Genomic DNA, 23224 nt, shown 5'->3' on the forward strand with positions numbered 1-23224 from the left:
ACGGATGAAGACGAAACCTGACTCGCCCTCTTAATTGCTGCGTTCTTCTACAAGCCGGTAGCCGACTCCGCGCACGGTCGCGATATAATGAGGCGCTACCGCGCTGTCCTTCAGCTTGCGGCGGAGCGTCTTGATATGCACGTCCACGACGTTGCTTCCCCCGAAATACTGGCTTCCCCATACCGCGTCAAACATCGCTTCGCGCGTTAGTACCGCTCCGCCAGAGGTCAAAAACATCAGAAGAAGGTCATATTCCGTCTTGGTCAGCTCAATCCGCTCGACACCGCGGAACACCGCCATTTTCTTCAGATCGACGGTCAGGTCCTTGAAGCGGTAGCTGGACAGTTCGGGAGCCTTCCATTCGCCGAGCATCCGGTTGATCCGGTTAAGGGCTTCCTGCGGATTCGAAGGCCATGCGAGCAGCTCGGCATTTTTCGGAATAGACGCTGCCATCACCCGGGCATCCTCGTGAACCAGATACAGAAGCGAGGCGCCGTTAATAGGAGAGGTTTGCCTCATCGCCGCATGAAGGGCATCTACGGCATCCGGAATAAGCGGATGCGGGGTCGCGTCGTAAATGATCAGCTCCGGCTGCAGGCTGCTGACGAATGCCTTGTTCAAGTCGTGGAGCGTGAACAGATCGAAGCATTCCGCCGTGAGTAGATGCAGAAGGCTGTTCATCCGTTCGGGAAAAGGACTTACCGTCATAATCCGTTTGGTCAGGGAACAAGCCTTCCCCTCAATCGACTCGCCGGATGGCTGCCCCTCCATACGGTTGTCTTCTACTTGCTGGCGCATAATTCGCATACCCCCTCTAATACAACATGTGCGTCCTGAACCTTAAACTTCGTTTCCGCGGCGATTTTCTTCAGCCATTCCTCGGGCAGCTCGGTCAACACTTCCTCTACGCGGCCGCACTGCTTGCACACAATATGATGGTGATCGTCCATTCTGGCATCATATCGGCTGACGGCCTCGCCTAGCTTAAGCTCCCGGATCAGACCGGCATCGGTCAAATAACGGAGCGAATTGTATACCGTTCCGTACGCGAAGCTGATGCCCTTGTCGCGTAATCTCTCAATAATATCCGCCGCCGTCGGGTGATCATGGGACGCCTGGATCGCTTCGAGAATCGTTTTGCGCTGCACGGTTAAATTTATCTTGGTCATCCTTAATCATTCCTTCAATGCAAGTTAATTTAGACTAAGTATAAATCTAAATAAAAGGAAGATCAACCGGGACTCTCTGCCTGTATGCGCCATTTTCCCGTCCTAGAACAAGTAGCCAAACTTTACGAAAAATAATTATCAGAATATTTACAAAATTTAAATAATAGTTTATGATAGACCTACACCAAACGAAAGGGGATAGACCATTGAAGTAGGTTAGCGAAGCGTGTCCTCACTATTTCCGGGAAGGAGATATCGCAAGGTAAACCGGACATGCGGGAACTCAAATTCGTCTCTTGTCGCAAGGATCCGACTCATACTTATCCGAAGCAAAATTAAGGCAACGCAAGTTGTAGAATGGAGCGTTACGAAATTGAATAATTGCGATTCAGAAAGGTAAAGGGATTCCGGTTATCATTGATAAGCGGAATCCCTTTTTTCGTGCGTATTTTTATAGAATCGGCGATAACAGCCGGGCGATGGACTCCTTGAACTTGTTCATCAGCGGCCGCTTCAAATAATCCTGGAAGGTCAGCTCGTGGCAATCCTGGAGGTCAAGCTCAAACAGTCTCTCGAGCTCGCCTGCCGTGGCGCTGTCATAGATAAAAGCATTCATCTCGAAGTTCAGCTTAAAGCTGCGGTTATCGATATTGGCCGTACCGACGGAAGCAAGCTGACCGTCAATGACAAGCGTCTTCGCGTGCAGAAAGCCCCGTTCGTAAATGTAGCATTTGCCGCCCGCGGCAAGCAGTTCGTTCAAATACGAATGGGTCGCCCAGTACACGAAGAAATGATCGGGCTTGCCCGGCAGCATGACCTTCACTTCGATTCCCGACATAGCGGCCGTCTTAAGCGCGGTCATCAGACTCTCGTCCGGGACAAAATAAGGCGTCTGCAGACAGATGCTTTTTCTCGCGAAATAAATCATCTTGATGTATGCGTCCTTAATCTGCTGGGATTCCGAATCCGGCCCGCTTGCCACGACCTGCATGCCGATCGTGCCCACGGCCTGGAAGTGGCGCGGGAAGTAATGATAATCAAGGTCCACCATGCCCGAGGAGGCCAGATTCCAGTCCATCAGGAACTGCGCCTGCATCTGCAGAACGGTCCGTCCCTCCAGCCGCAGATGCGTATCCCGCCATTCGCCGAAATACTTGTCGCGGCCCATGTACTCGTCCCCGATATTAAAGCCTCCGATATAGCCGATCCGCCCGTCCACGATAACAAGCTTGCGGTGATTCCGGAAATTGATCTTGAGATTCAAATAAGGAATCCGGGAAGGGAAAAAAGCTGCCGCCTGCCCGCCGGCTTCCCGCAGCTCCTTGAAAAATTTCCGCGGAAGGCCCTTGCTGCCGATATGGTCATACAGAAACCGGACCTGTACCCCTTGCCTGGCTTTTTCCACCAACGCTTGAATCAGGCGGTTGCCAAGCTTATCGTCGCGCACAATGTAATAGACAAGGTGAATATGATGTTGTGCGGACTCGATATCGCGCAGCAGCGCGTCGAACTTGCTTTTCCCCGTTGTAAAGATCTGCACCGCATTGTTCTGCGTATACAAGGAATAGCTGCCCACCAGATTCATGTGAATCATGCTCTGATAGTTAATGGTAGCGGGATCGTTAAAAATAATATGCCGCTCCTCCAATTGAAGCTTCTGAGCTTCAATGGAGTCCTCAATAATACGCTGGCTTTCGAGCAGCATCTTGTTCAGCTTCCGTTTGCGCAGCCGCTGTCCGAGAATAAGATAGAGCACGAATCCGACCCCTGGCAGGAAATAAAGCACCATCAGCCAGGCCCACGTCGACCTTGCATCCTTTCGCTCGAGGAAAATAACGGTCAGTGCCAGCAATATATTCAAGACGATAAAGACCGTTGAAATATCCTGTAAGACATTCATAGCTAGACGAGCCCCTCAATATATGGATAAAAACGTTAACTAGAGCATACCTCAAGCAGGAAAGATGTTCAAACCTTACACAAACATTCTTATTAAGAATCAAATATGTTACAATTTTCAGAAAAAAAGTGCGGGCGGCATAGGAGGAAGAACCATGGATTTACGCAAATTTCGATTAGACGAACCAGCGCTCGGCACATTCAGCGAAGAACGCGACGAATACGAACGGGATTACGCAAGGCTTATTCAATCCCCCGCTTTCCGGCGGCTCCAGGGTAAATCCCAAGTGTTTGGCGCCGGATCGGGCGATTATTACCGAACGAGATTAACCCATTCCCTCGAGGTATCGCAGATCGCGCGCGAAGTGGCGAGACGCCTGGGGACGCAGTACCCTTTTCTGAGCAAAAAAGAGCATCCCGGCCTCATCATGGATCCATCCGTCGTGGAAATCGCGGCGCTTGCCCATGACCTCGGGCATCCGCCGTTTGGCCATAAAGGCGAAGAGGTGTTGAACCGCCTATTGCTGGAGGAGCATGGCCTCGCGTACGAGGGCAACGCGCAAAACTTCCGCATTCTCATGTTTCTGGAGAAACGCGCCGGCAGCGGCAGCGGCCTGGATCTGACGGCAGCCGTGCTGCTTGCGGTTAACAAATACCCTTATTCCCTGGACGAACCGGGCAGGCTGAAGGGGCTGTACAGCTCCGAATGGCATGCCATTCACCATATCCGCCAGCAATGGGCGATGCCTGCAGGCTGTTCCACGCTGGAAGCTCAATTGATGGATTTATGCGATGACATCGCTTATTCCACTCATGATATTGAAGACGGCATCCGCGCCGGCAAAATACAAATGAACCGCACGTTTTTCGAGGATCAGCGGCTGATCGACAATCTGGTGCAGGAAATCGTAGAGGATCAAGGCAACATGGACGTAGGCTGGGATCAGGTGGATATTCCGGCGATGGTGAAGCGCGTGCTCGCTGCTTATCTGCAGCAATGGGAAGAGCTGTATGCCCTGTACGATCATGAATCGTCCAGAACGCGCAGAGAGATGAAAGCCCGGTGGGTCAGCGTCTTTGCCGGGCGTGTAGGGATTATCGAGGATCCGGCAAGAGGCTGGAAGAAGGTGACGTTCGTGCTGGAAGGCCAGCAGGATATCGACCTGCTGCGCACGATGGAGATATTGAAGAAGCTGGCGTGGGTAACGCTGATTAAGGATTTCCGCGTACAGCGGCTGCAAATGCGCAGCGAAATCATGATCCGCCGTCTGTGGGACAGCTTCATGAGGCCCGAGCAAGGCCGCCTGATTCTGCCGCCGGACTGGGTGGCAAGCTTCGAGCAGCACAAGCACAATTGGACCTGGGCCCGCTTTATCGCGGACTATATTTCCGGCATGACCGATGCGTACGCGGAGAAGGTCTATGCCGAGCTGTACGCGAGTAAATCCGGTTCGATTTACGAAATGGATTAACTATTCCGCGGGATTCAGAACGGCGTTCTGCGACAGCGACGTAATGTAATCGAAGAACCGTTCCGGCTCCACGTCATAAACAAGGCTCACCGGCCGTCCATCCGCCGTCTCGACTGTTCGGCCTTGGCTTGGGCCGTCAGCGATAACCGCGCTGTGGACGGTCTTCATTTCGACCAGGCTTGGATCCCCTGCGACCGCTGTCGTCAGAACATCCCACAAGTAATAAGTGGAATTGGTTTCCATATAGACAAGAGGCGGACAAGCGGCATAACATTGCCCCACGAAGTCCAGTCCGGCATGCCTCCGGAGCGATGCCCAGCGGTTGCGCACCGGCACGGTAAGGGGCACTTTATTCGTGCTCTCCAGCGCTACGAGCTCTATCTTGATTCCGCTGCTCCATACGCGGCCAACCGCTTCGGGATCCCAGAAGGCGTTCCATTCCGCCGTACCGTCATGCTCCGGCTCCTGAACGTTTCCTTTTTCGTTAAAGGTACCGCCCATCCAGACGAGCTTGCCGATCTTCTTCTCGATCTCCGGCGCTTCGTCAAGCGCTCTCGCCAAGTCCGTGAGCGGACCGGTGAACAGCAGAGTTACCGGCTCATCGGACGCGAGAAGCCGCTGAATCATATGCTTATGGGCAGGCACTTCCGCCTCGCGCGTATGGATAACGCCAGGTTCGTTCAGAATCGGCAGCGCGTCCACAAAAAACGTATGCATCCGCCATTCCGCCGGAAACGGGTTGCGTCCTCTCGAATTCGAGCGGGCAACCTCAACTTTGCCGCTTGTTCCCGGCGCTCCAAAGCGGTCAATGATTTTGCGGCTTGCCGCCATCCCCGGCTCCAAATATCCGTCGGCCGGAATTACCGATACCCCGATCAGCTCGACATCCTTCATCTGCAGAACGAGAAACAACGATACAAGATCGTCAACCCCCGCGTCATGATTAAAATACAGCTTGTTTCCCATTGTTGTTCCATCCTTTCATAAGTATAAAACGGGTTTGCGTTTGTCCATCCTAAGGAAAGAGCCCAAGCTCTCTAACCGGCCCGAAACGGCCGCTTGGGCCATATTTTTTTAAGGATGGTGATTTTCCATGGCTAAAGATGTACTGTGCGAAGTAAACTCCTGCAAGTATTGGGCTGCAGGCAATCATTGCGCTGCTTCTTCGATTTATGTAGTGAACAACCGTTCCAAACAAGCCAGCAACTCGGAAGAAACCGACTGCAAAACGTTTGAGCCAAAGATCTAAAAGAACGGATAACGGCGCACAGCCCTCTGCCATGTATAAATACATGCATTGGATGCTGAGCGCCGTTCCATTCGACATCTATTATTTTGATACCGGAACTGCGTTATAATACTCCTCCAGAGTCAAGTCTTTATCATCTATCTCCTTAGCCAGCTCCTTGCCTACATAGCGGAGATGCCAAGGCTCGTACTTATACCCCGTAATGTCATCCTTGCCTTCCGGATAACGGATAATGAATCCGTACTCCGGCGCATGAGCCGCAAGCCATTCCGCTTCGGGAGTACCGCCGAAGCAATCCGTCGCCGCGCATTTGCCGTCGCTGCCCGATACGTCAATGGCCAGACCGGTCTGATGCTCGCTTGTACCCGGGAATGCACTGTAGGTTAGCGCCTTTTCCATGCCGTCTTTTTTCACGTAGTTATTGAAAAGCGCCTTCTGCGTTGCTTGCGAACGGTAAGCCGAGACGCCGGCCAGGTAAATGCCGTCTTTCTCCGCGCCGGCAAACAAGTCCTCCAGAGCGCCAGCGGCTTCCTTGCGCATTTTGCGTTTGTCGATTTTCTCGCTGAATGTAAAGCGCACATCCGGATAAACGAGATCCTTCGGCTCGTAGTTGTCAGGAAGCTTGTATTGCTTGTCCACCAGCACGGCTATGCTTGCAGGCTGAGCGACAACCGCGTAGCCATCCTCTTCTCCCGCCGTAGCAATCGCAGGCTTGTCAGCCGGTGTGTTAGCAGGCTTGTCCGTCTCGGACGGCGTATCGGAAGGGGTGTCCGACGGTTCGTCGGTAGGCGTATCCGCTGGCTCCTCTGAAGCAGAAGCTGCAGGCTCATTCGATGCCGTAGAAGAAGGTTGTTCTGAAGTCTGGCTATTAGCCGCTGTCTCTTCCGGAGCTTCGGCCGTCAAATTTTCGTAGCGGATAAACAGAATGACTGCTATAGCAACCACGCATACCGCCAGAAAAGCTAATCCGCGTCTTTTTCGTCTTTGTACGTTTCTTCTCATGCTGCTCTCCTTAATTATGCTTGTTTTTTGTTTTTGCGTAGGAACGTGATCGTTCTTTCCTCTCTACTATAAACGAATAGACTCGATAATGTCTTAAAAAGTTGCAACATTTGTTGCGTCATTTTGCCATCTCCGGCAGAGCGGCCCCGCCTTTGACATTCCTCTTCCAGCCAAGCATAATGATTACAACAGAGATATAAGACATTATGGAACAGGCTGCTTAGTGAGAAGCCTGTTTTATTATGAAGGGCGGCGAAAACGTGTCAAATCTAGCACCAAAAAGGCTTTTCAGCAAACGACCCATTCTCGCATTCTCACTGATTGTTCTACTTAAGAGCTTTCTAACCTGGATGGTCGTCTTTGGTGGTCCCAACTGGACAACCCTGCTCAAGGAAGTCCCGTTTGCGTTAATCGTGTTCTGTCTGATTGAATGGTTCGCTACCAAACGAAAGCTGGTCTATTATTTAAGCGCTAACCTGCTCATGACCGGAATCCTGTTCGCGGTTCTTATGTATTACAAATATTATGGCGTTATCGTTACCTACTCAGCCCTCAATCAGGTTAATCAGGTTACGGCGGTCAGCAACAGCGTTTTCTCGCTGATGGACCCTTACTATTTGCTCGTCTTCATCGACATTGTCGTCATGGGTTATTATTTAATCCGGCGCCGGAAGGGGCAGTACTGGAAGGCGGCCAGCCAAAAACGCGTCAGCCGGAGCGTGCTTGCTGCCTTGTTTGGCATCTCCCTTGCGCTTTGCCTGTTTAATATTTTGCCGAACCGCGCAAGCATGAACGAGATCGTCAAAGCGGAGCAGATGGGCATACTCAACTATGAGGCTTATACGATTTTATCCAACAAAAAGCAGGAGCTCGTCAAGCCTACCGAAATTACGCAGGCCAGGATCGATAAATTAAAGCAAATCGAAAAACCGGCAGCCCCTCAGTTGTGGAATGCGGCTTCGGGCAAAAATCTGATTATTATCCAGATGGAATCGTTCCAAAACTTCCTTATCAATCTGAAAATCGACGGGCAGGAAATCACGCCCAACATGAACAAGCTTGCCAACGAAAGCTATTACTTCAACAATTTCTATCAAGGCGTTGGTCAAGGCAATACGTCGGATGCCGAATTTATCGTTAACACTTCTTATTATATACCGCCAAACGGCGCGGCTACCCAGGTCTACCCGAAGAAAGAGCTGCCAAGCCTTCCAAGGCTGATGCAGCAGCATGGCTATGACACGGCGACCTTCCATACCAACGTCGTGGAATTCTGGAACCGCAGCGAGCTGTACAAGGCGCTTGGCTTCAACCGTTACTATGACAAACAGTTTTTCGGCGAAGAGGATTCCGTCTTCTTCGCTGCTTCCGATGAGGTGCTGTACGCGAAGACGGCAGCCGAGCTTGCGAAGATGGATCAAGGCGACAAGCCGTTCTATGCGCAGGTCATCTCCATGTCTTCCCATCATCCGTTCACTATACCGGAGCGGAAGTATAAGATGGAGCTCCCAAAGCGCTACGAGAATACCTTCGTGGGGGACTACATTCGCGCCCAGAACTATGCCGATTACGCGCTAGGCCTGTTCATTGACGATCTAAAGCAGCGCGGCATCTGGGATAACAGCGTTATCGTGCTGTACGGCGATCATCTTGGCTTGCCCATTTACTCGCTGGACCGCGATGACAAGGAATTAATGAAAGAGATATACGGGCATGACTACGGCTCTGCCGAAATGATTAACATCCCGCTTATTATTTCGGGATCCGGCATCACCGAGCCGAAAGTATTCAACCAGCTTGGCGGCCAGGTTGATATTCTGCCTACGGTAGCGAACCTGTTCGGCTTCCCGCTCGACCGGCAGATTCATTTCGGCCAGGATATCCTGAACAATGCTTCGGTTAACCTGCTGCCGCAGCGTTATTATCTGCCGACGGGCTCCTTCGTCAGCAGCGACGAGCTGTTCCTCTCCGGCAGCGGCTATGAGGACGGCACGCATCTTCCGCTCCCGGGAGCCAGCACCGTGTCTCTTGACTCGGAGGACGAATTCAACCGCGCGCTGGAGCTGCTGAAGTTGTCCGACAGCTATGTCAGCCAGCTTCCCAATTGGAAATGATTCGACACAAAAAACCGATCCTTAGTTAATAAGGATCGGTTTTTTTGCGCGCTGGTTCAAAGGATTTATTTTAGCTATTAAGGGCGAAATCCACTAAATTTCTCTAGTACAATTCTCTCTCATCTGATAGTATCAATAAGGGTCAATTTACAAAATTCTTACATAAGAGAGGAATATGAAATGAAAACTTTTTCCCGTAGTTTTATTGTTTTCCTGGCGGCCTTTGTGCTGCTCGCGCTTCCGTTTCAAGCTTCCACGGCAAACGCTGCGTCCGCGGAAGACACGCTGAGCACATACTTCCCGGGTGATATCGACGATCACTGGGCTTATGACGAGCTCGACAACTTCGTTAATGCCGATTTGCTTAAAGGCACCCTTGATTCGGAAGGCAATACGATGATTAAACCGGATCTGTCCGTCAGCCGTGCGGAATTCGTGGCCATTCTGGTTCGCGCGCTTGGCTTGACTACAACCGATACAGGAAAAACCTTCGCTGACGTTCCTGCCGGCAAATGGTTCTCCGAGCCGATTCGCATCGCCAGCTCCCTCGGTATCGTTAACGGTCTGACCGAGACGACCTTTGGTCCAAACGAATTGATCAAACGCGGCGAAATCGCTACAATGGTCGTTCGCGCATTCGAATCCTCCGTCAAGTTTGAAGGCGAAGCGAAGACCTTCTCCGACGTACCGGAATACTTTGCAACTCCGTTCATTGCAAAAGCTAGCCAAGCGGGCATCGTTCGCGGCGCTACTGCAACAACGTTTAAACCATACGCTAACGCAACCCGCGCGGAAGCTGTCGTAATGGTTCAACGCGCGCTGGATCTGCAAGCGGGCAATCTGCCGGAAGACGCGACGCTTACCGCTTTGATTGATGAATACGAGAAACAAGAAGCCGAGGTTGTTAACTCGCAGGACTTCGCTAAGCTTGGCGACGTTCTGGATAAATACATGACGGGTTACGCTAAAGCCGAGAGCGCTTTTGAATATCAGGATTATTCGGAACTGGCCAAGGAAGGCTACACCCTTACTTTGGAAAAGCTGACTCCGCAAAAGTATGAGATCGAATTGAAAACAGACCGTTTCGCCACCATTCATGCAACAGGCAGCACGTACAAAGTAACGGTTAAAGGCCAAACCGACGCCGATACGCAAACGCAGACGGTTCCTAGAGACGGCTACTACCTGCTGAAGAAAATGGAAGACAACAGCTGGAAAATCTATCTGTTTGCTTCCGATGCGGATGACGCATCCGGCACTGACGAAATCGCGGAATAAAAAGGAAGAAGGCTTGCGGATATCCGCAAGCCTCTTCTGTTAAATGACGTATGAAGAATCCGGTTCAAACAAGCGGCTGATCTGCTCGTAATCCTCGCGGGTCAGCTTCCAGCGGGAAGCGGCGGCATTTTCCTGTACCTGGGCAGCCGTCTTGGCGCCGGCGATAACCGTTGTAACCGCCTTATTATAGAGCAGCCAATTGATCGCAATCTGGCTAAGCGGCTTGCCGATGGACCTTGCGATTCCTTGCAGCAGCTCCACCTTGAGCACATTCCCCTCGAACTGACCGCGCTTGTAGAGGTGATTGCCATAGGAGCGGATATCGTCATCCCGGAACTTCGTTACCTCGTTGAACTTGCCGGTGAGCAGCCCTTGCGCCAAAGGACTGTACGGGATAAAGCCCAGCTGCTGTTTCTCGGAATAAGGAAGCTCGGCATACTCGACTTGCCTTTGCAGCAGGTTGTACGGAGATTGAAGCGAGACGACGGGTGCAACGGACTGCGCCGCCACAAGCTGATGAACGGAGAAATTCGATACGCCGATGCTGCGGATTTTACCCGCCTGGACAAGCCCGTTCAGAACCGAAAATGTCTCCTCGATGGGCACCTTGCCTTTAGGATCCGGCCAATGCACCTGGTAAAGATCGATATAATCGGTATCGAGCCGAAGGAGACTGTCGTCCACCTCGCGGATAAGGCTTGCTCCGGACAAGTCGATATCGACCTGGTAACGGTCATCCCAGACAAGACCGCATTTGGTGGCAATAATCACTTTATCCCGTACGGACCTAAGCGCTTTTCCCAGGACTCTCTCCGATTCCCCGAATCCGTATACCGGAGCCGTATCGAAAAAGGTAATCCCGAGATCAAGGGCTCGATCTATCGCCTGCCGGATCTCCTCCTCCTCTACATGTCCCCAGCCGTTCCGGCCCGCAGCCCATGCTCCGAAACCAATAACCGACGGGTACAGCTCGCTTGCGCCCAGCCTTCTTGTTTCCATCCTCCTGCCTCCTTTTATCCGGCGATTTTTATCATAGAATACCTATTTACTTACTTGGAATTATTTCTCATTATACTCTTCCCCCCGTTGCTTGACAACGAAAGAATGAATGCCTATGATGGGGTCAACCTAGAGGAGAAGGAGCAATGCAAATGGCACGCAAACGCGTCGATCACGTTGGAATCATGGTAAGGGATATGGAAGCAACCATCCGCTTCTACGAGGAGTTTGTGGGATTGACCCTGAAAGGCCGTCTGACTCATACAAACGGCGTTATTGAACTGGCTTTCCTTGGCTTCGGGGATTCCGACGAGACGGAAATCGAATTAGTCCAGCATTACAACGGCGAGCTGCCCGTTGAAGGCCGCGTTCACCACTTCGCGATTCATGTGGACGATGTGGATGCCGAATTCGCACGTTTGAAGGAGACAAGCGTAACGTTTATCGACGAGGATATTACAACGTTGCCTAACGGCTACCGTTACTTCTTCATCAGCGGACCGGAAGGCGAACGGATCGAATTTTTCCAGCGTTAATACATAACGCCCAAATAAGAAGCCTCCATCTCCACCGTTCGTGGATTTGGAGGCTTTTCTTATTGTTATTTTACCGCTTCGAGCACTTCAAGAACGTGGCCGTCTACCGATACGCTGCGCCATTCGCGAGCCAGTACGCCGTTCTCGTCGATCAGGAACGTCGAGCGCTCGATTCCCATGAACGTTTCGCCGTTCCAGGACCGCTCCTTCCAGACGCCGAACAACTCGGATACTTCATGCTCCGTATCGGCCAGCAGCGGAAAAGGAAGCTGGAAGTCGTTAATGAAGGTATCATGCGACGCCAGGTCGTCCGGGCTGATGCCGATCACTTCCGTGTTATACGATTTGAACTGCCCGTTGTAATCGCGGAAATCGCAGGACTCCACCGTGCAGCCCGGCGTATTATCCTTCGGATAGAAATAAATCACCAGCTTTTTGCCCTTGTAGTCGGACAGCGAAATATTGCCTCCAGTTGAAGCCGGCAGAGTGAAATCCGGTACCGCTTGTCCCGCTTGCACTTGCGCCATAAATGAACACCTCTCCTCGAAAACGTTTTATACGCCAAGTTTACCACGATTAGCCACAAATTCGAAGAACAGCGGCTGCTCCATAACAAAGGAATGAATCTCTTCTCTGCCGAGCGGCAGCGAGTAAGCCAACGTCAGCTTCATAAGCGCGGCTTCGACGGACATGTTCTCGATAAAGACCGCTCCCGCCTCCAGCAGGCGGATAGACGAAGCATACATCGCTTCGCTGCTGTCCTTAAGCGGGCATAGATACAGGTCGACGCCATGCTCCGCGCAATACTCGGCAAACTGCAGAAGAGAATGGGAATCCGCCCCGCTTGCATTGGCCGTTCCGGAGTGGAACAGGTCATGCAGCACAGCCTTTGGTTTATGTACGGAGAAATCGTAATACGAATAATTCAGCCCCGGAAAAGGACGGATATACAGCATGCCGGACTGGATGCCTTCGCCGTCCTCCAGCCATGGACTGCTCTCCGGCTGGCGCGCGCGCAGCTCCTCATGGGTTGGATTGAACGGATGGTCGAATCGGACCAATCTTCCGCCGGTCATGGTGCCGTAAGGCACGCTGTAAGGACTGTCGAACTGGTCGGTGAACGACTCGCATTGCGTAATGCGGCTGCCGAGATAAACGACCGATTCCCCTTTGTCATTGCGGTAAATGACAAATACGCCGGGGGCCGCATCCTCCGAAATAAAGTCTACTGCCGCGGCGAAATTGCTCAGTCCGTTTGCCCGCTCATCGCCAAGCGGATAGTTGCTGGCTACAAGAACCAGCGGGATCGTCAGGTCGCACAAAACAAAGCTGAGAAGCGCCGCCGAAAAGGCAAGCGTATCCGAGCCATGCGTCACAATAATGCCGTCGTATTTGGATTGATCGACGGCCCTGATCGCCGAGATCAATGTATTCCAGTCCGACGGCACGATATTTTCGCTCAATATATTCATCGGTTGAACCGTTTCAAGGTCCGCTTCCCGCTTCAGCTCGCTCGCCATGTAAGCATCAATCAAATGGTAAGAGCCCGCTTCATTCACCGAAATCGCGCCGTTATCGTTTTTGCTGCCGATTGTTCCGCCGGTGAACATCACAAGTATTTGGCTCATCTGTAACTCCCTCTCCGTTTCAGCAATTGGCATATGGTTCCACTACTCATTCGTCCCCATATGCAACCTAAATCATACTAAACCGGACTTGAGGCTTGCAAGCAAGCGTTTAACGAACCCCGCTCCGCAGCGGCGACAGACCCTGGATGCGGCACTCGACGACATCGCCGCTCCGAATGACGGCGGCGCCCGGCGTACCGGTCAGAATAACGTCTCCCGGCAGCAGCGTCATTACCTGCGAGTGGAAGGCAATCAAATAAGCAGGCGGAAAAATCATATTCGTCAGCTTGGCGGCATGCGCCAGCCCGCCGTTATGCCACGTCTCCACCTGAACCTCCATCAGCTCTCCTGCCTCATCCGGCGTAATCAGCTCGGAGCCAAAGGTAAAGAACGTATCAAAGCTTTTCGCCCGGGTCAAATACCGCATATGCCGGGCATGAATATCCGCCGCCGTCGTATCGATTGCGGCCGTAAAACCCGCGATAGCGGAGAGCGCATCGTCCTCCGATACGTTCCGGCACGTCCGGCCGATAATAATGGCCAGCTCCGCTTCGGCCGTTACCCGCTCGGATTGGGCAGGCCGCACAATATCCTCGCCGTCGCCGATGATGGACGTATCCGGCTTCATGAAGCTGACCGGCTCTTCTTCCCGAAGAGCAGCAAGCTGGCTCGCGTCCGCCGTGTAATTCATGCCGATTCCCCATATTTTGCGGGGATGGCGGTAAAGCGGCGCTGGGCTTGCTTCCCCTGCCGGAATGACCGGCAATGAGGCCAACTTCTCTTGTCCGCCCTCCTTATACCAGGCCGTTAGCTCCTTCAACCGGCCGCTTGTAATCAGGCCAAATACATTCGTCGGCCTGTCTGCTCCCGTGCGGCGGTTCAGCTCCGCCAGCGTAACATATCCTTCGGGCACCGCTATGCTGCCCTGCTCTACACCGTCATGCACAATCGTCGCCAGCTTCATCGCCTACCGCCCCTTCTCGAATTGTTCCGCCCAGCGCAGCAGGTTAAGGTCCTGCTTCGCGCCCGCTATAACCGACAGCGCGATAGGAGCCCCGTCAACCTCGCCTGCAGGAATCGTTATCTGCGGAAGTCCCGACAGCCCCGCCATACAGGACAGCTGCATCGTGCGGAACCGGCGTTCCTCCACGGCAGGCCCATGTATGGTCCGGCTAGGCGCGGTGCCCGGAACCGTCGGTATAACGAGCAGACCGTCATCGCCAAGCAGCTCCCTCAGCCGTTCCCGGATAACTGCCCTTAGCGCTCCGTCCCTGTCGGCTTCCGCATCCGATATCGTGCTTGCCGAAGCAAATCTCGCGCCAATGCTCTCGCCAAACACCGGCTTCTCCCGGCCGATCCATTCGCCATGCGTCTGCCAGATTTCCCGCCCTTGCGTCGTGCGGAACGCATGGCTCCAGGCTTCCAGACCCTCCGGCGCGACCGAACGCCACTCCTGCGTAGTGCCTCTCGTCTGTACAAGCTGTATGCAAATGCTCTCCAGCGCCTTGCGGCAGGAAGGCTCCGCCTTCTCCCACGCTTCCTCGGCAAAGATCAGCCTGCGAAAATCCTGCTGCGGCGCATCCTCGTCAGCAGTCCCGGCTAACAAGACCTCGGCCACTTGGCGCAGAATAGAGATGTCTCTTGCCATCCAGCCTACGGTATCATAGCTTGGGGCGAGCGGAATAACTCCGTCAATGGACACGAAGTTATGCGTCGGCCGGAACCCGTATATTCCGCAATAAGCGGCGGGCACGCGGACCGAGCCGCCCGTATCCGTGCCAAGCGCGAAATCGACGGCGCCCGCCGCCACCGCAACCGCCGAGCCGCTGGACGAGCCGCCCGGAATGCGATCCGGCGCCTTCGGATTAACCGGCGTGCCGTAATGTTCGTTTTGACCGTTAATGCTGTACATCAATTCATCGGTATGAGTTGTGCCCGTCAAACGGGCACCCGATGCAAGCAGCTTGCTAATCGAGGAGGCCGTCTTCTCCCAAGGCGAATGCGTACGTTGCCAATCCGGATTGCCGGCCCCGCTCGCGTACCCTTTTATCGCAAATACATCCTTTACGGCAAATGTCAGGCCGCTAAGCGCTCCCTCCCCGGTGGGCGGCAGCTCCAGCTCCGGCTGCACAAACGCGTTGTACGTATCGATCATGGAATAATCCCTCCCTCTCTATCCAGCAATTCGGCTACCAGCCGATGGCCGAACCGTCGCAGCGCGGATCGGCGCCGCCGCTCAGCAGACCGTCCTTGCTTATCGCTATGGCATGGGCATGCCCCATTATCCCGTCGAAATCGGGTAGCCTGCGGACAAGATGCCCCGCCTCCTCCAGCTTCTCGGCTGTCTCTTCCGAAATCCGTCCTTCGAGCTTCAGCTCCTGCGTTGGCGCTCCCCAAGTGCGTCCCCATACAAAACGCGGTTCGCTGACCGCCTGCTGCGGATTCATGCCGAAGTCGATCATCCGCGTCAGCATAAGCGACTGCGTCTGCGGCTGTCCTTCCCCGCCCTGCGTGCCGTACAAAAAGCCCGGTTTGCCGTTCAGGCAAGCCATTGCCGGCATAAGCGTATGGAAGGTCCGCTTGCGCGGCTCCAGCCGGTTGATATGGCTCGGATCAAGCGAGAAGAACGAGCCGCGGTTCTGCAGCAGCACGCCGGTATTACCCGCGACAACGCCCGAGCCAAACTCGAAATACAAGCTTTGGATAAATGAAACCGCATTGCCGTCCTCATCGACAACAGCCGCATAAGCGGTATCGCTGCCAACGGGCTGGCTGTTAATGTCCGCGGCAGCCTCCCTCTTAATCGACGCCGCAAGCTCTGCCGCGTATTCCTTGCTGAGCAGCCGGTCAAGCGGAACAGCCGAGAAGGCGGGATCCGTCAAATACCGGTTCCGGTCGCGGAAGCTCAGCTTCAGCGCCTCCGTCAGCACATGATAATACTCGTAAGAGCCATGCCCCATAGCCGCCAGATCAAACCGTTCAAGGATTTGCAAAGCCATTATTCCGGTGAAGCCCTGCGAATTCGGCGGCACCTGATAAAGTTCGTAACCGCGGTAAGAACCGCGGATGGGCTCCGCCCATTCCCCGCTATGCTGCGCGAAATCGTCCTCCGTCAGCAGCCCGCCTTCGGCTTGGAGGAACCGGACAATCTCCGCGGCTACTTCACCGTGATAGAAGCCGTCCCTTCCTTTTTCCGCAATGGTGCTTAAGGTTGCCGCCAGCTTTGACTGGACAAACCTTTCTCCGGCAGGTATTACTCGCCCGCCCGGCATATAGATCGCAGCCGTAGCCGGATGCTCCCCCAGCATACCGGCATGCTGCTTGGTGTGTTCATATTGATCGGGTGACATCGGGAAGCCCTCCGACGCATACGAAATCGCCGGCTCCAGCGCTTCCGCAAACGTTAAGCGGCCGTACCGATTCTGCACCGCATGCCAGCCGTCGACCATGCCGGGCACCGTAATGGCGCTGCGGGGTCCTCTTGTCGGAATCGCCTCCGCGCCTGCAAAAGCTTCAATGGCTGCTTCGCCTCCCGACCGGCCGCTTGCGTTGTAAGCCCGCACTTCCCCGTCCGAAGCGTGATAGGAGAGGAAAAAAGCATCTCCCCCAACACCCGTCATATGCGGATAAACAACCGCCAGACATGCGCTGACCGCAACCGCAGCGTCAAACGCGTTGCCTCCCCGCTCCAATACGCGAGCGCCTGCCGCCGTTGCCAAATGATGCGGACTTACAACCATCGCTTTCGTACCCGTAACCGGCTTCTTCATCCCCATGCCACCTCGCAAGTCAGGTTTACTAACATTATAGATTCAAACATAACACGCCCCCATGCCTCCGGCAACGGAAAAGAAAGTCGACCCCTCTTTTTTTGTTGATGATGAACAAAAAACGATATATATTTATGCATATGGTAATGAATCTTTCGATTTTACATACCTTTTGCATATACAGGAGCATTAGAGAGGAGATAGACTAAACATGCAGCACCGCACTTCAAGTCCAATCGAGAACGTGCAGATCGACGAAATCGATCGCAAAATCATTTCCGCCCTGCATCAGAACGGCAGAATTTCTTACACCGACCTGGCCAAAGACATCGGCTTATCCCGCGTCGCGGTGCAGGCCCGCATCAATACGTTAATGGAAGAGGGCGTCATCGAGCGGTTCACCGCCGTTATTAATCCGGAGAAGATCGGCATTACGGTCAGCGCTTTTTTTAACGTGGAGGTAGAGCCCAAGTATCTTCATGAAGCGGCGGACCGCTTAGCCGACGAACCGGTTGTGACCAGCCTGTATCATATGACCGGCCCAAGCAAGCTGCATATGCACGGACTGTTCGCGAGCAATCAGGAGATGGAGACCTTTATGCGGGAGAAGTTGTATCCGCTGCCCGGCATTATGGGCGTCGACTGCCAGGTACTGATTAACCGATACAAAAGTCGGATGGGAATGAGGCTGTAATATGGAAACAACAACGTCTTTGGAGCCGGGCAAGAGCCCGCCCCGGACCGGAAGGCCTTCCGGTTTAACCGACTACGGCCACATCGCATGGGCCATGGTCAAAACCGGTGTATTAGGCTATGGCGGCGGACCGTCGGTTATTCCGCTAATCCGTTATGAGGCCGTTACCCGCTATCATTGGATCGAGGATGATGAATTCGCCGAGATTTTGGCGCTGGCTAACGCTCTCCCGGGACCTATCGCCACCAAAATGGCCGCTTATCTCGGCTACCGCCGCAAGGGCTGGCTTGGCGCCGTCGTTTCCGTTCTGGCCCACATCCTGCCTTCGGCCATCGCGATGATCGCGCTGCTGTCGGTGGTGCAATATTTGAGCGGTTCGGCCGTCATACAAGGGATGATCTCCGCCGTTATTCCGGTCATTGCCGTTATGCTTGGCGTCATGGCTTACGAATTTGCGAACCGCGCCGTCAAAGGGCTTGGCAAATGGATGGGCTTCGCCATGTTTGCGGTTGCCTTTCTCCTTCTGCAAATTATTAATATTGAAGACGCAATCGTTATCGTCGCCTTTCTTGCGTACGGAGCCGTCCATTTCAAAGCGGCCGGCTGGGTTGCCAAGCGAAGAAACAAACGGCGCGCACGCTCTGAAGGAGGCAGCGATTAATGGACTGGCTTGACCTTATTATCGGCTTCTTCGTTGCCAACGTGCTTGGGTATGGCGGCGGCCCTGCGTCCATCCCGCTTATGTACAACCAGATCGTTACGCATTACGGCTGGACGAACGACGCCGAATTCTCGAATATCCTTGCGCTCGGCAACGCCTTGCCCGGACCAATCGCAACCAAGATCGCCGCGTTTATCGGCTATGACGTTGCCGGCTGGCCGGGCCTTGTCCTTGCACTTGCGGCTACGATCATCCCTTCCGCCGTAGCGCTGATTTTCCTGCTTAAGCTGCTGCAGAAGCACCGCCAATCCCCGATTGTAAAGGGGATGACCTTGCTTGTTCAGCCGGTTGTCGCCATCATGATGGTGCTGCTGACCTGGCAGATGGTCGATACGTCGATCCATTCCACCAACCTGTGGCAGACGCTTGGCATTGCGGCCGTGGCTTACTGGCTGATGGAGCGCAAAAAGATCCATCCCGCAATCGTCATCTGTATCGCCTTTGTTTACGGCGGCACGGTGCTGGCGCATATCTAAGAAGAAGATCAGAAGCCCTCCCATGCGTCATTTTGAGCGATGGGAGGGCTCCTGTTGTGGCTAGCCAGGCTGGAGTTCATTATCTGGTCATGTCCACCATTTGGGGCAAGCTATTCAAATTATCCGTGGTCGTGGTCAGCCGAACTCCCCCTGCACGAAATACAGTATATTTGCCCAATATCGGATGGTCTAAAGCATTATATTGCATGGAGTGCAGGATATTTCACCGATTTAAGTCATAATAGATTAGTTTGGGCCATTATGCTGCATTCCGTGCAGGATATTACCGATTACTGGGCTCATCTTCCCCTATAAAATGGCGGCTGCGCTAGGGTTATCCCGGCGCAGCCGCTCTTTTTTACATCTCTTTCGAATGAGTATGGACCTCGCGTCCCGCCGGCACGTATTCCTCATCGGACTTCATAAACGGCCAGTAGTTCGCTTTGCCGAACACCCGCACCATAACCGGAATGAACAGCGGCAGCATCACCAGCGCGTACAGGAACAGGCCGCAGAGCACGATTGTGGCAATCTGCAGGAGCGACATAACCCCCGAAGGAAGCATCGCCGCAAAGGTGCCGCCCAGAATAACGGCTGCCGACATAATGACGGTGCCCATGTTTTTCATCGCCGCCAGAATCGCTTCGGCAGGAGACAGCTGATCGCGGTACTCCTTGAAGCGGTCCATCAGGAAGATGCTGTAGTCGATACCCAGCGCCACCAGCATAACGAAGCCGAAGAAAGGAACCGCCCAGCTGATGCCGGTATGTCCAAGCATCCGCACGAAAATAACTTCGGTAATCGCCATGGACGTATAGAACGTCACGAGCAGCGAAGCAATCATATACAGCGGCATAATGACGGAACGGAACAAGATAATGAGAATAATCGCGATGCCGATAATCATGAGCATAACCGTGCGGGAATAGTCCGCGTTCGAAATATTGCTCAAATCGTTGTTCATGCTGGAAACGCCGCCAACCGCGTAAGTCACATGACCGGCAAAAGGAGTGCCTTGCACGCCGCGGCCCACTGCCGCCTCCAGATCGTCAATCTGCGACATCGTTTCTTCTTCGTACGGGTTGCCGCTGAAGACGACGTCAAACTTCGCCGACTTGCGGTCTTCGGACAAATAAACGTTCAGCGCCTGCTGGAACTCGTCATTCTTGATCGCTTCACCCGGGATGAACCAACCGGTCATCTGTTTGTTCGGCGAGGAAGACAGCTCATTTAGATACCCTTTCGCCGAAGACAAGCCGTTCGTTACCTGCGACAAGCCGTCGACGCTCTGATCCAGCCCATCCGTCAGTTGACCTAGCTGGCTGTTCAGCTCCGTAAAGCCGGACTGCAGCTCCTTCTGTCCGTTCGACAGCTGATCCAGACCTTGCGTAACGCCAGGCAGCTTCGAAACGATCTGCCCTTGGCCGCTTGCCGCCTGCTCAATGCCTTTCTGCAGGTCGGCAATGCCGCTTGCCAGCTTGGCGAGTCCCGCCGCAAGCGCCGCTTGCCCGTCAGCCGCTTGCTTATAGCCGGCATTGGCTTTGTCCAGCCCGCCGCTCACGCCGGTTAGCTGCGCGTTCAGCTGCGACAGCTGCCCGCTCAGGCCGGAAGCCTGCTGACCAAGCTGCTTCACCGAGCTTAATGCCTGCTGGTAAGCCGCATCCTCAGCAAGCTCCGGATGGGTTGCGCTAAGTCCCGAGATGCCTTGCTCTAGACTCGACAATCCGTCCGCAAGCTTCGCCTGCTCGGATGCAACCGACTGATAGGCCCGCGTAAGCTGCGTTAATCCGCTGCCCGCCTGCTGGTAGCCCTTCAGCAAATCCCGGCTTGCCGCCGCAAGCTGATCGGCGCTTGCCTTAGCCTGCTTCAGCCCGGCCGTTAATTCTTTGGCCCCCGCTGAACCGTCCTGCAGACCGCGTTCAATCTGCTTTAATCCGGTACCCAGCTGGCCGATGCCGCTCTTCAGCGCGTTGGTGCCTTCCACCAGCTTGCCGGCGCCGGCGGCCGCATCGTTCAGCTTCGGTCCGTTTTTGCTAAGCTCGGAGCTGGCATCGGATAAGCCGGAGCCGATTTTGCCAAGCCCGTCATTGCTTTGGCCAAGTCCGTCCGTAAGCTGGCCGACCTGATCGGACACGAGGAAATCGTCCATCGCTTCGCCAGTCGGGCGCGTCGCGCTGCGGACCGCTTTTACGCCGTCAACCTTGCCAAGCTCCCGGCTGATCTGCTCGAGCGCCGCAAGACCGTCCGACGTATCAAGCGGTTCATCGGATTTCATGACGACCGTGGTTGGCAGCGATTCGCCCGGACCAAAGCTGTCCGCGATCATGTTAAACGCCTTGACCGAATCGTATTTGTCGCCAATCTCGTCGAGCGAGTTAAACGACAGAGAGCCCTTGTATGCCGTAAGGAACGGAACGACCAGCACCGCCAAAATAACAAGCGCCCAAAGCGGACGTTTCAGCGAGAAGCTGCCGACCGCGCCCCAGAGGCCGCTGGGCTTATGCTCCAGCGAGCCTTTCGAAGGCCAGAAGAGCTTAGGTCCAAGCGTCGCCATAAAGAACGGCACGATCGTAAACAAGGCCAGCAGCAGCACGGCGATCCCGACGGCTACCGCCACCGCGGAGCGGTACAGAATAAAGGTCGAGAAGCCAATGGAGGCGAAGCCGACCAATACGGCCAGGCCGGAGAAGAGAACCGTTCGGCCCGCCGTTTTGTAAGTAGCTACAATCGATTCCGGAATATTGCCGCCGCGGTGCGACAGCTCTTCCTTAAATCGGCTGATCAGCAAAATGCAGTAGTCCGTCCCGATCCCGAACAACACGGCAACGAGAAATATCTGCGTAAAGTTGGAGAGCGGGAAGTCCGTGTATTTGACGAGAAAAGCAACGATGGACTGCGTCACCATGTAAGTAAAGCCAACCGTCAGAAGCGGCACGATCGGCGCCACTGCCGAACGGAACACCACGAACAGAATAATAAGAATAAAACCGACGGTAATGAATTCGGTTTTCTTCAGCCCTTCCTGAGAGCTGGTGACGACATCCTCCGAAATTAGCCAGTTGCCGGTGTAATAATGCTCAATCTTGACGTCTTTCAGCGCGTCGTACAGATCATCGCGGACCTGCGCGAGCTCCGCTCCGTCCAGGTTCACGTTGACGAGCACCAGCACGGTGGAACCGTCCTCCGCCACCATTTGCTTCGCCAGCTCCGGCGTATCGAAATGCGTCGTCAGCGAAGTGATGCGCAGCTCGTCTTTCTCTTCCTTCAGCTTGTTGATGCCGCCTTGTATGCCGGCCAGGTCTTCGTCCGATAACCCGCCGTCTTTATGAAAGACGAGCACCGTGGAAGCACCGCCGCCCCCGGAGTCCTTCGTGCCGATGGCCTTCTCCATGTCTGCGGCGATTGTGGAGGAATAGCCGTCCGGCACGTTTACCTGCCCTTTCTCGCGGACAAGATCCTGCATATTAGGCGCGCTTAGCATAAGCCCCGCCATTACCGCAATCCAGACAACAAGAAGAATCCATCTTGCTTTGATTACCGTCTTCATTTTTTCTCTAACTCCTCTCCGTCTCCCGGCGGTTGTGACATAACCATGGCCAGCTTCTCATAAGTCTCAATAAACGCAATTGCTTCCCGTTCGTCAAAATGCTTCAAATACTTCGCGATCAGCTCCTGGATTTTGCTCTCCACCGCATCGGCCATCCGCATGCCTTCATCGGTCAGCCGCAGCAGCGTGACGCGGCGGTCCTTCTCGTCCGGCAATCTCTCCAGCAGCTGTTTATCGAATAACCGCGTAATTATCGCGGTGATCGAGCTCTTTCCCACGCAAAAGGTATCCGCAAGCTCCGTCGAGGTGCATACCCCTACCGTCCGCAAATAACGAAGCGTCGATGACTGCTCAAAGGTCAGCTCCTCCGGCATCAGATCGCGGAACATGGCCGTCAGCCTGCGTTCAACGGTAAAATGCGCCCCTTCGTAACGGCGGATGATCTGCCCCAGCATATCGTTGTCTATCCCCATGTCTATATCCCTCTCGTTTTCCAACTCATTAGTTTCACTGTCGAACTATTAGACAGTAGAACTATAGCAAAAGGATTAGTCGTCAGTCAACCCAGATGCAGCCAATATTTTGAAAATTTTATGAAAAGACTGGAGCGATTGCTTGTCCCTGCCGGCCGGACTTATAATATTGGTGAAACTTATTATTGTTACGTAGG

At 54.0% G+C, this 23224-nt stretch carries 21 protein-coding genes; 8 read left to right on the plus strand and 13 right to left on the minus strand.

Features of this window, described 5'->3' with window-relative positions:
• Nucleotides 1–30 precede the first annotated feature (30 nt).
• The 3 genes from FHT67_RS22535 to cls all read right to left on the minus strand — a co-directional run bounded on the left by FHT67_RS22535 (nt 31) and on the right by cls (nt 3069).
• Nucleotides 31–798, minus strand: a complete 768-nt coding sequence (locus tag FHT67_RS22535) for a winged helix-turn-helix domain-containing protein (RefSeq protein WP_165930703.1) — start codon at nt 796–798, stop codon at nt 31–33.
• Nucleotides 783–1169 carry a Fur family transcriptional regulator gene (locus FHT67_RS22540; protein WP_167201390.1) on the minus strand — a complete coding sequence of 129 codons (387 nt, stop codon included), beginning with the start codon at nt 1167–1169 and terminating at the stop codon, nt 783–785. The genes FHT67_RS22535 and FHT67_RS22540 overlap by 16 nt, the downstream gene beginning before the upstream one ends.
• A gap of 451 nt (nt 1170–1620) precedes the next feature.
• Complete coding sequence (cls, locus tag FHT67_RS22545; RefSeq protein WP_132308690.1) at nt 1621–3069, minus strand: cardiolipin synthase; 1449 nt, start codon at nt 3067–3069, stop codon at nt 1621–1623.
• A gap of 154 nt (nt 3070–3223) precedes the next feature.
• Between cls and FHT67_RS22550 the strand changes: the two genes are divergently transcribed.
• The gene (locus FHT67_RS22550) at nt 3224–4540 is read left to right on the plus strand and encodes a deoxyguanosinetriphosphate triphosphohydrolase family protein (protein WP_132308688.1); all 1317 of its coding nucleotides are present in this window, start codon (nt 3224–3226) and stop codon (nt 4538–4540) included.
• Here the strand turns inward: FHT67_RS22550 and FHT67_RS22555 are convergent, their stop codons facing one another.
• Complete coding sequence (locus tag FHT67_RS22555) at nt 4541–5506, minus strand: nucleoside hydrolase (protein WP_132308686.1); 966 nt, start codon at nt 5504–5506, stop codon at nt 4541–4543.
• Nucleotides 5507–5633: 127 nt separating this feature from the next.
• Here FHT67_RS22555 and FHT67_RS22560 point away from each other — a divergent pair, with 127 nt between their 5' ends.
• Complete coding sequence (locus FHT67_RS22560; protein ID WP_132308684.1) at nt 5634–5789, plus strand: DUF1540 domain-containing protein; 156 nt, start codon at nt 5634–5636, stop codon at nt 5787–5789.
• A gap of 81 nt (nt 5790–5870) precedes the next feature.
• Here the strand turns inward: FHT67_RS22560 and FHT67_RS22565 are convergent, their stop codons facing one another.
• Complete coding sequence (locus tag FHT67_RS22565; protein WP_167201391.1) at nt 5871–6791, minus strand: D-alanyl-D-alanine carboxypeptidase family protein; 921 nt, start codon at nt 6789–6791, stop codon at nt 5871–5873.
• 242 nt (nt 6792–7033) lie between these two features.
• On the opposite strand from FHT67_RS22565, the gene FHT67_RS22570 reads away from it, so the two are divergent.
• Together FHT67_RS22570 and FHT67_RS22575 are read left to right on the plus strand one after the other, a co-directional pair.
• Entirely contained in the window at nt 7034–8905 is a 1872-nt protein-coding gene (locus FHT67_RS22570; RefSeq protein WP_167201392.1) for an LTA synthase family protein, read from the plus strand.
• A 180-nt stretch (nt 8906–9085) separates the two neighbouring features.
• The gene (locus FHT67_RS22575; protein ID WP_132308678.1) at nt 9086–10183 is read left to right on the plus strand and encodes an S-layer homology domain-containing protein; all 1098 of its coding nucleotides are present in this window, start codon (nt 9086–9088) and stop codon (nt 10181–10183) included.
• A 39-nt stretch (nt 10184–10222) separates the two neighbouring features.
• On the opposite strand, the gene FHT67_RS22580 is transcribed toward FHT67_RS22575, so the two are convergent.
• Complete coding sequence (locus FHT67_RS22580) at nt 10223–11182, minus strand: aldo/keto reductase (protein ID WP_132308676.1); 960 nt, start codon at nt 11180–11182, stop codon at nt 10223–10225.
• 152 nt (nt 11183–11334) lie between these two features.
• Between FHT67_RS22580 and FHT67_RS22585 the strand changes: the two genes are divergently transcribed.
• Nucleotides 11335–11718, plus strand: coding sequence for a VOC family protein (locus FHT67_RS22585; protein WP_164775512.1), 384 nt, complete (start codon nt 11335–11337; stop codon nt 11716–11718).
• 65 nt (nt 11719–11783) lie between these two features.
• Here FHT67_RS22585 and bcp read toward each other — a convergent pair whose 3' ends face one another.
• The 5 genes from bcp to ggt form a co-directional block, all read right to left on the minus strand.
• On the minus strand, nt 11784–12245 hold the full coding sequence (gene bcp, locus FHT67_RS22590) for a thioredoxin-dependent thiol peroxidase (RefSeq protein WP_167201393.1): 462 nt from the start codon (nt 12243–12245) through the stop codon (nt 11784–11786).
• 27 nt (nt 12246–12272) lie between these two features.
• Nucleotides 12273–13346, minus strand: coding sequence for an asparaginase (locus FHT67_RS22595; RefSeq protein ID WP_167201394.1), 1074 nt, complete (start codon nt 13344–13346; stop codon nt 12273–12275).
• Between the two features lie 109 nt (nt 13347–13455).
• Nucleotides 13456–14310 carry a fumarylacetoacetate hydrolase family protein gene (locus FHT67_RS22600; RefSeq protein ID WP_167201395.1) on the minus strand — a complete coding sequence of 285 codons (855 nt, stop codon included), beginning with the start codon at nt 14308–14310 and terminating at the stop codon, nt 13456–13458.
• Between the two features lie 3 nt (nt 14311–14313).
• The gene (locus tag FHT67_RS22605) at nt 14314–15501 is read right to left on the minus strand and encodes an amidase (protein WP_167201396.1); all 1188 of its coding nucleotides are present in this window, start codon (nt 15499–15501) and stop codon (nt 14314–14316) included.
• Nucleotides 15502–15535: 34 nt separating this feature from the next.
• The gene (ggt, locus tag FHT67_RS22610; RefSeq protein ID WP_167201397.1) at nt 15536–17116 is read right to left on the minus strand and encodes a gamma-glutamyltransferase; all 1581 of its coding nucleotides are present in this window, start codon (nt 17114–17116) and stop codon (nt 15536–15538) included.
• A 211-nt stretch (nt 17117–17327) separates the two neighbouring features.
• Here ggt and chrS point away from each other — a divergent pair, with 211 nt between their 5' ends.
• Genes chrS through chrA form a run of 3 tightly spaced genes read left to right on the plus strand, consistent with a single transcriptional unit; the run spans nt 17328 to nt 19007 of the window.
• A complete protein-coding gene (gene chrS / locus FHT67_RS22615; RefSeq protein ID WP_132308663.1) occupies nt 17328–17810 on the plus strand; it encodes a chromate efflux transcriptional regulator ChrS in 483 nt (160 codons plus the stop codon).
• A 1-nt stretch (nt 17811) separates the two neighbouring features.
• Entirely contained in the window at nt 17812–18471 is a 660-nt protein-coding gene (gene chrB, locus FHT67_RS22620) for a chromate efflux transporter ChrB (protein WP_481856725.1), read from the plus strand.
• Nucleotides 18471–19007, plus strand: coding sequence for a chromate efflux transporter ChrA (gene chrA / locus FHT67_RS22625; RefSeq protein WP_127496139.1), 537 nt, complete (start codon nt 18471–18473; stop codon nt 19005–19007). The genes chrB and chrA overlap by 1 nt, the downstream gene beginning before the upstream one ends.
• A 358-nt stretch (nt 19008–19365) precedes the next feature.
• Here the strand turns inward: chrA and FHT67_RS22630 are convergent, their stop codons facing one another.
• Nucleotides 19366–22554 (minus strand): MMPL family transporter, encoded by a 3189-nt coding sequence (locus tag FHT67_RS22630; protein ID WP_167201398.1) that lies wholly within the window; start codon nt 22552–22554, stop codon nt 19366–19368.
• On the minus strand, nt 22551–23027 hold the full coding sequence (locus FHT67_RS22635) for a MarR family winged helix-turn-helix transcriptional regulator (RefSeq protein WP_208403455.1): 477 nt from the start codon (nt 23025–23027) through the stop codon (nt 22551–22553). The genes FHT67_RS22630 and FHT67_RS22635 overlap by 4 nt, the downstream gene beginning before the upstream one ends.
• Nucleotides 23028–23224: the final 197 nt, after the last annotated feature.

Source organism: Paenibacillus sp. BK720, assembly GCF_011761545.1.
GTDB lineage: Bacteria > Bacillota > Bacilli > Paenibacillales > Paenibacillaceae > Pristimantibacillus.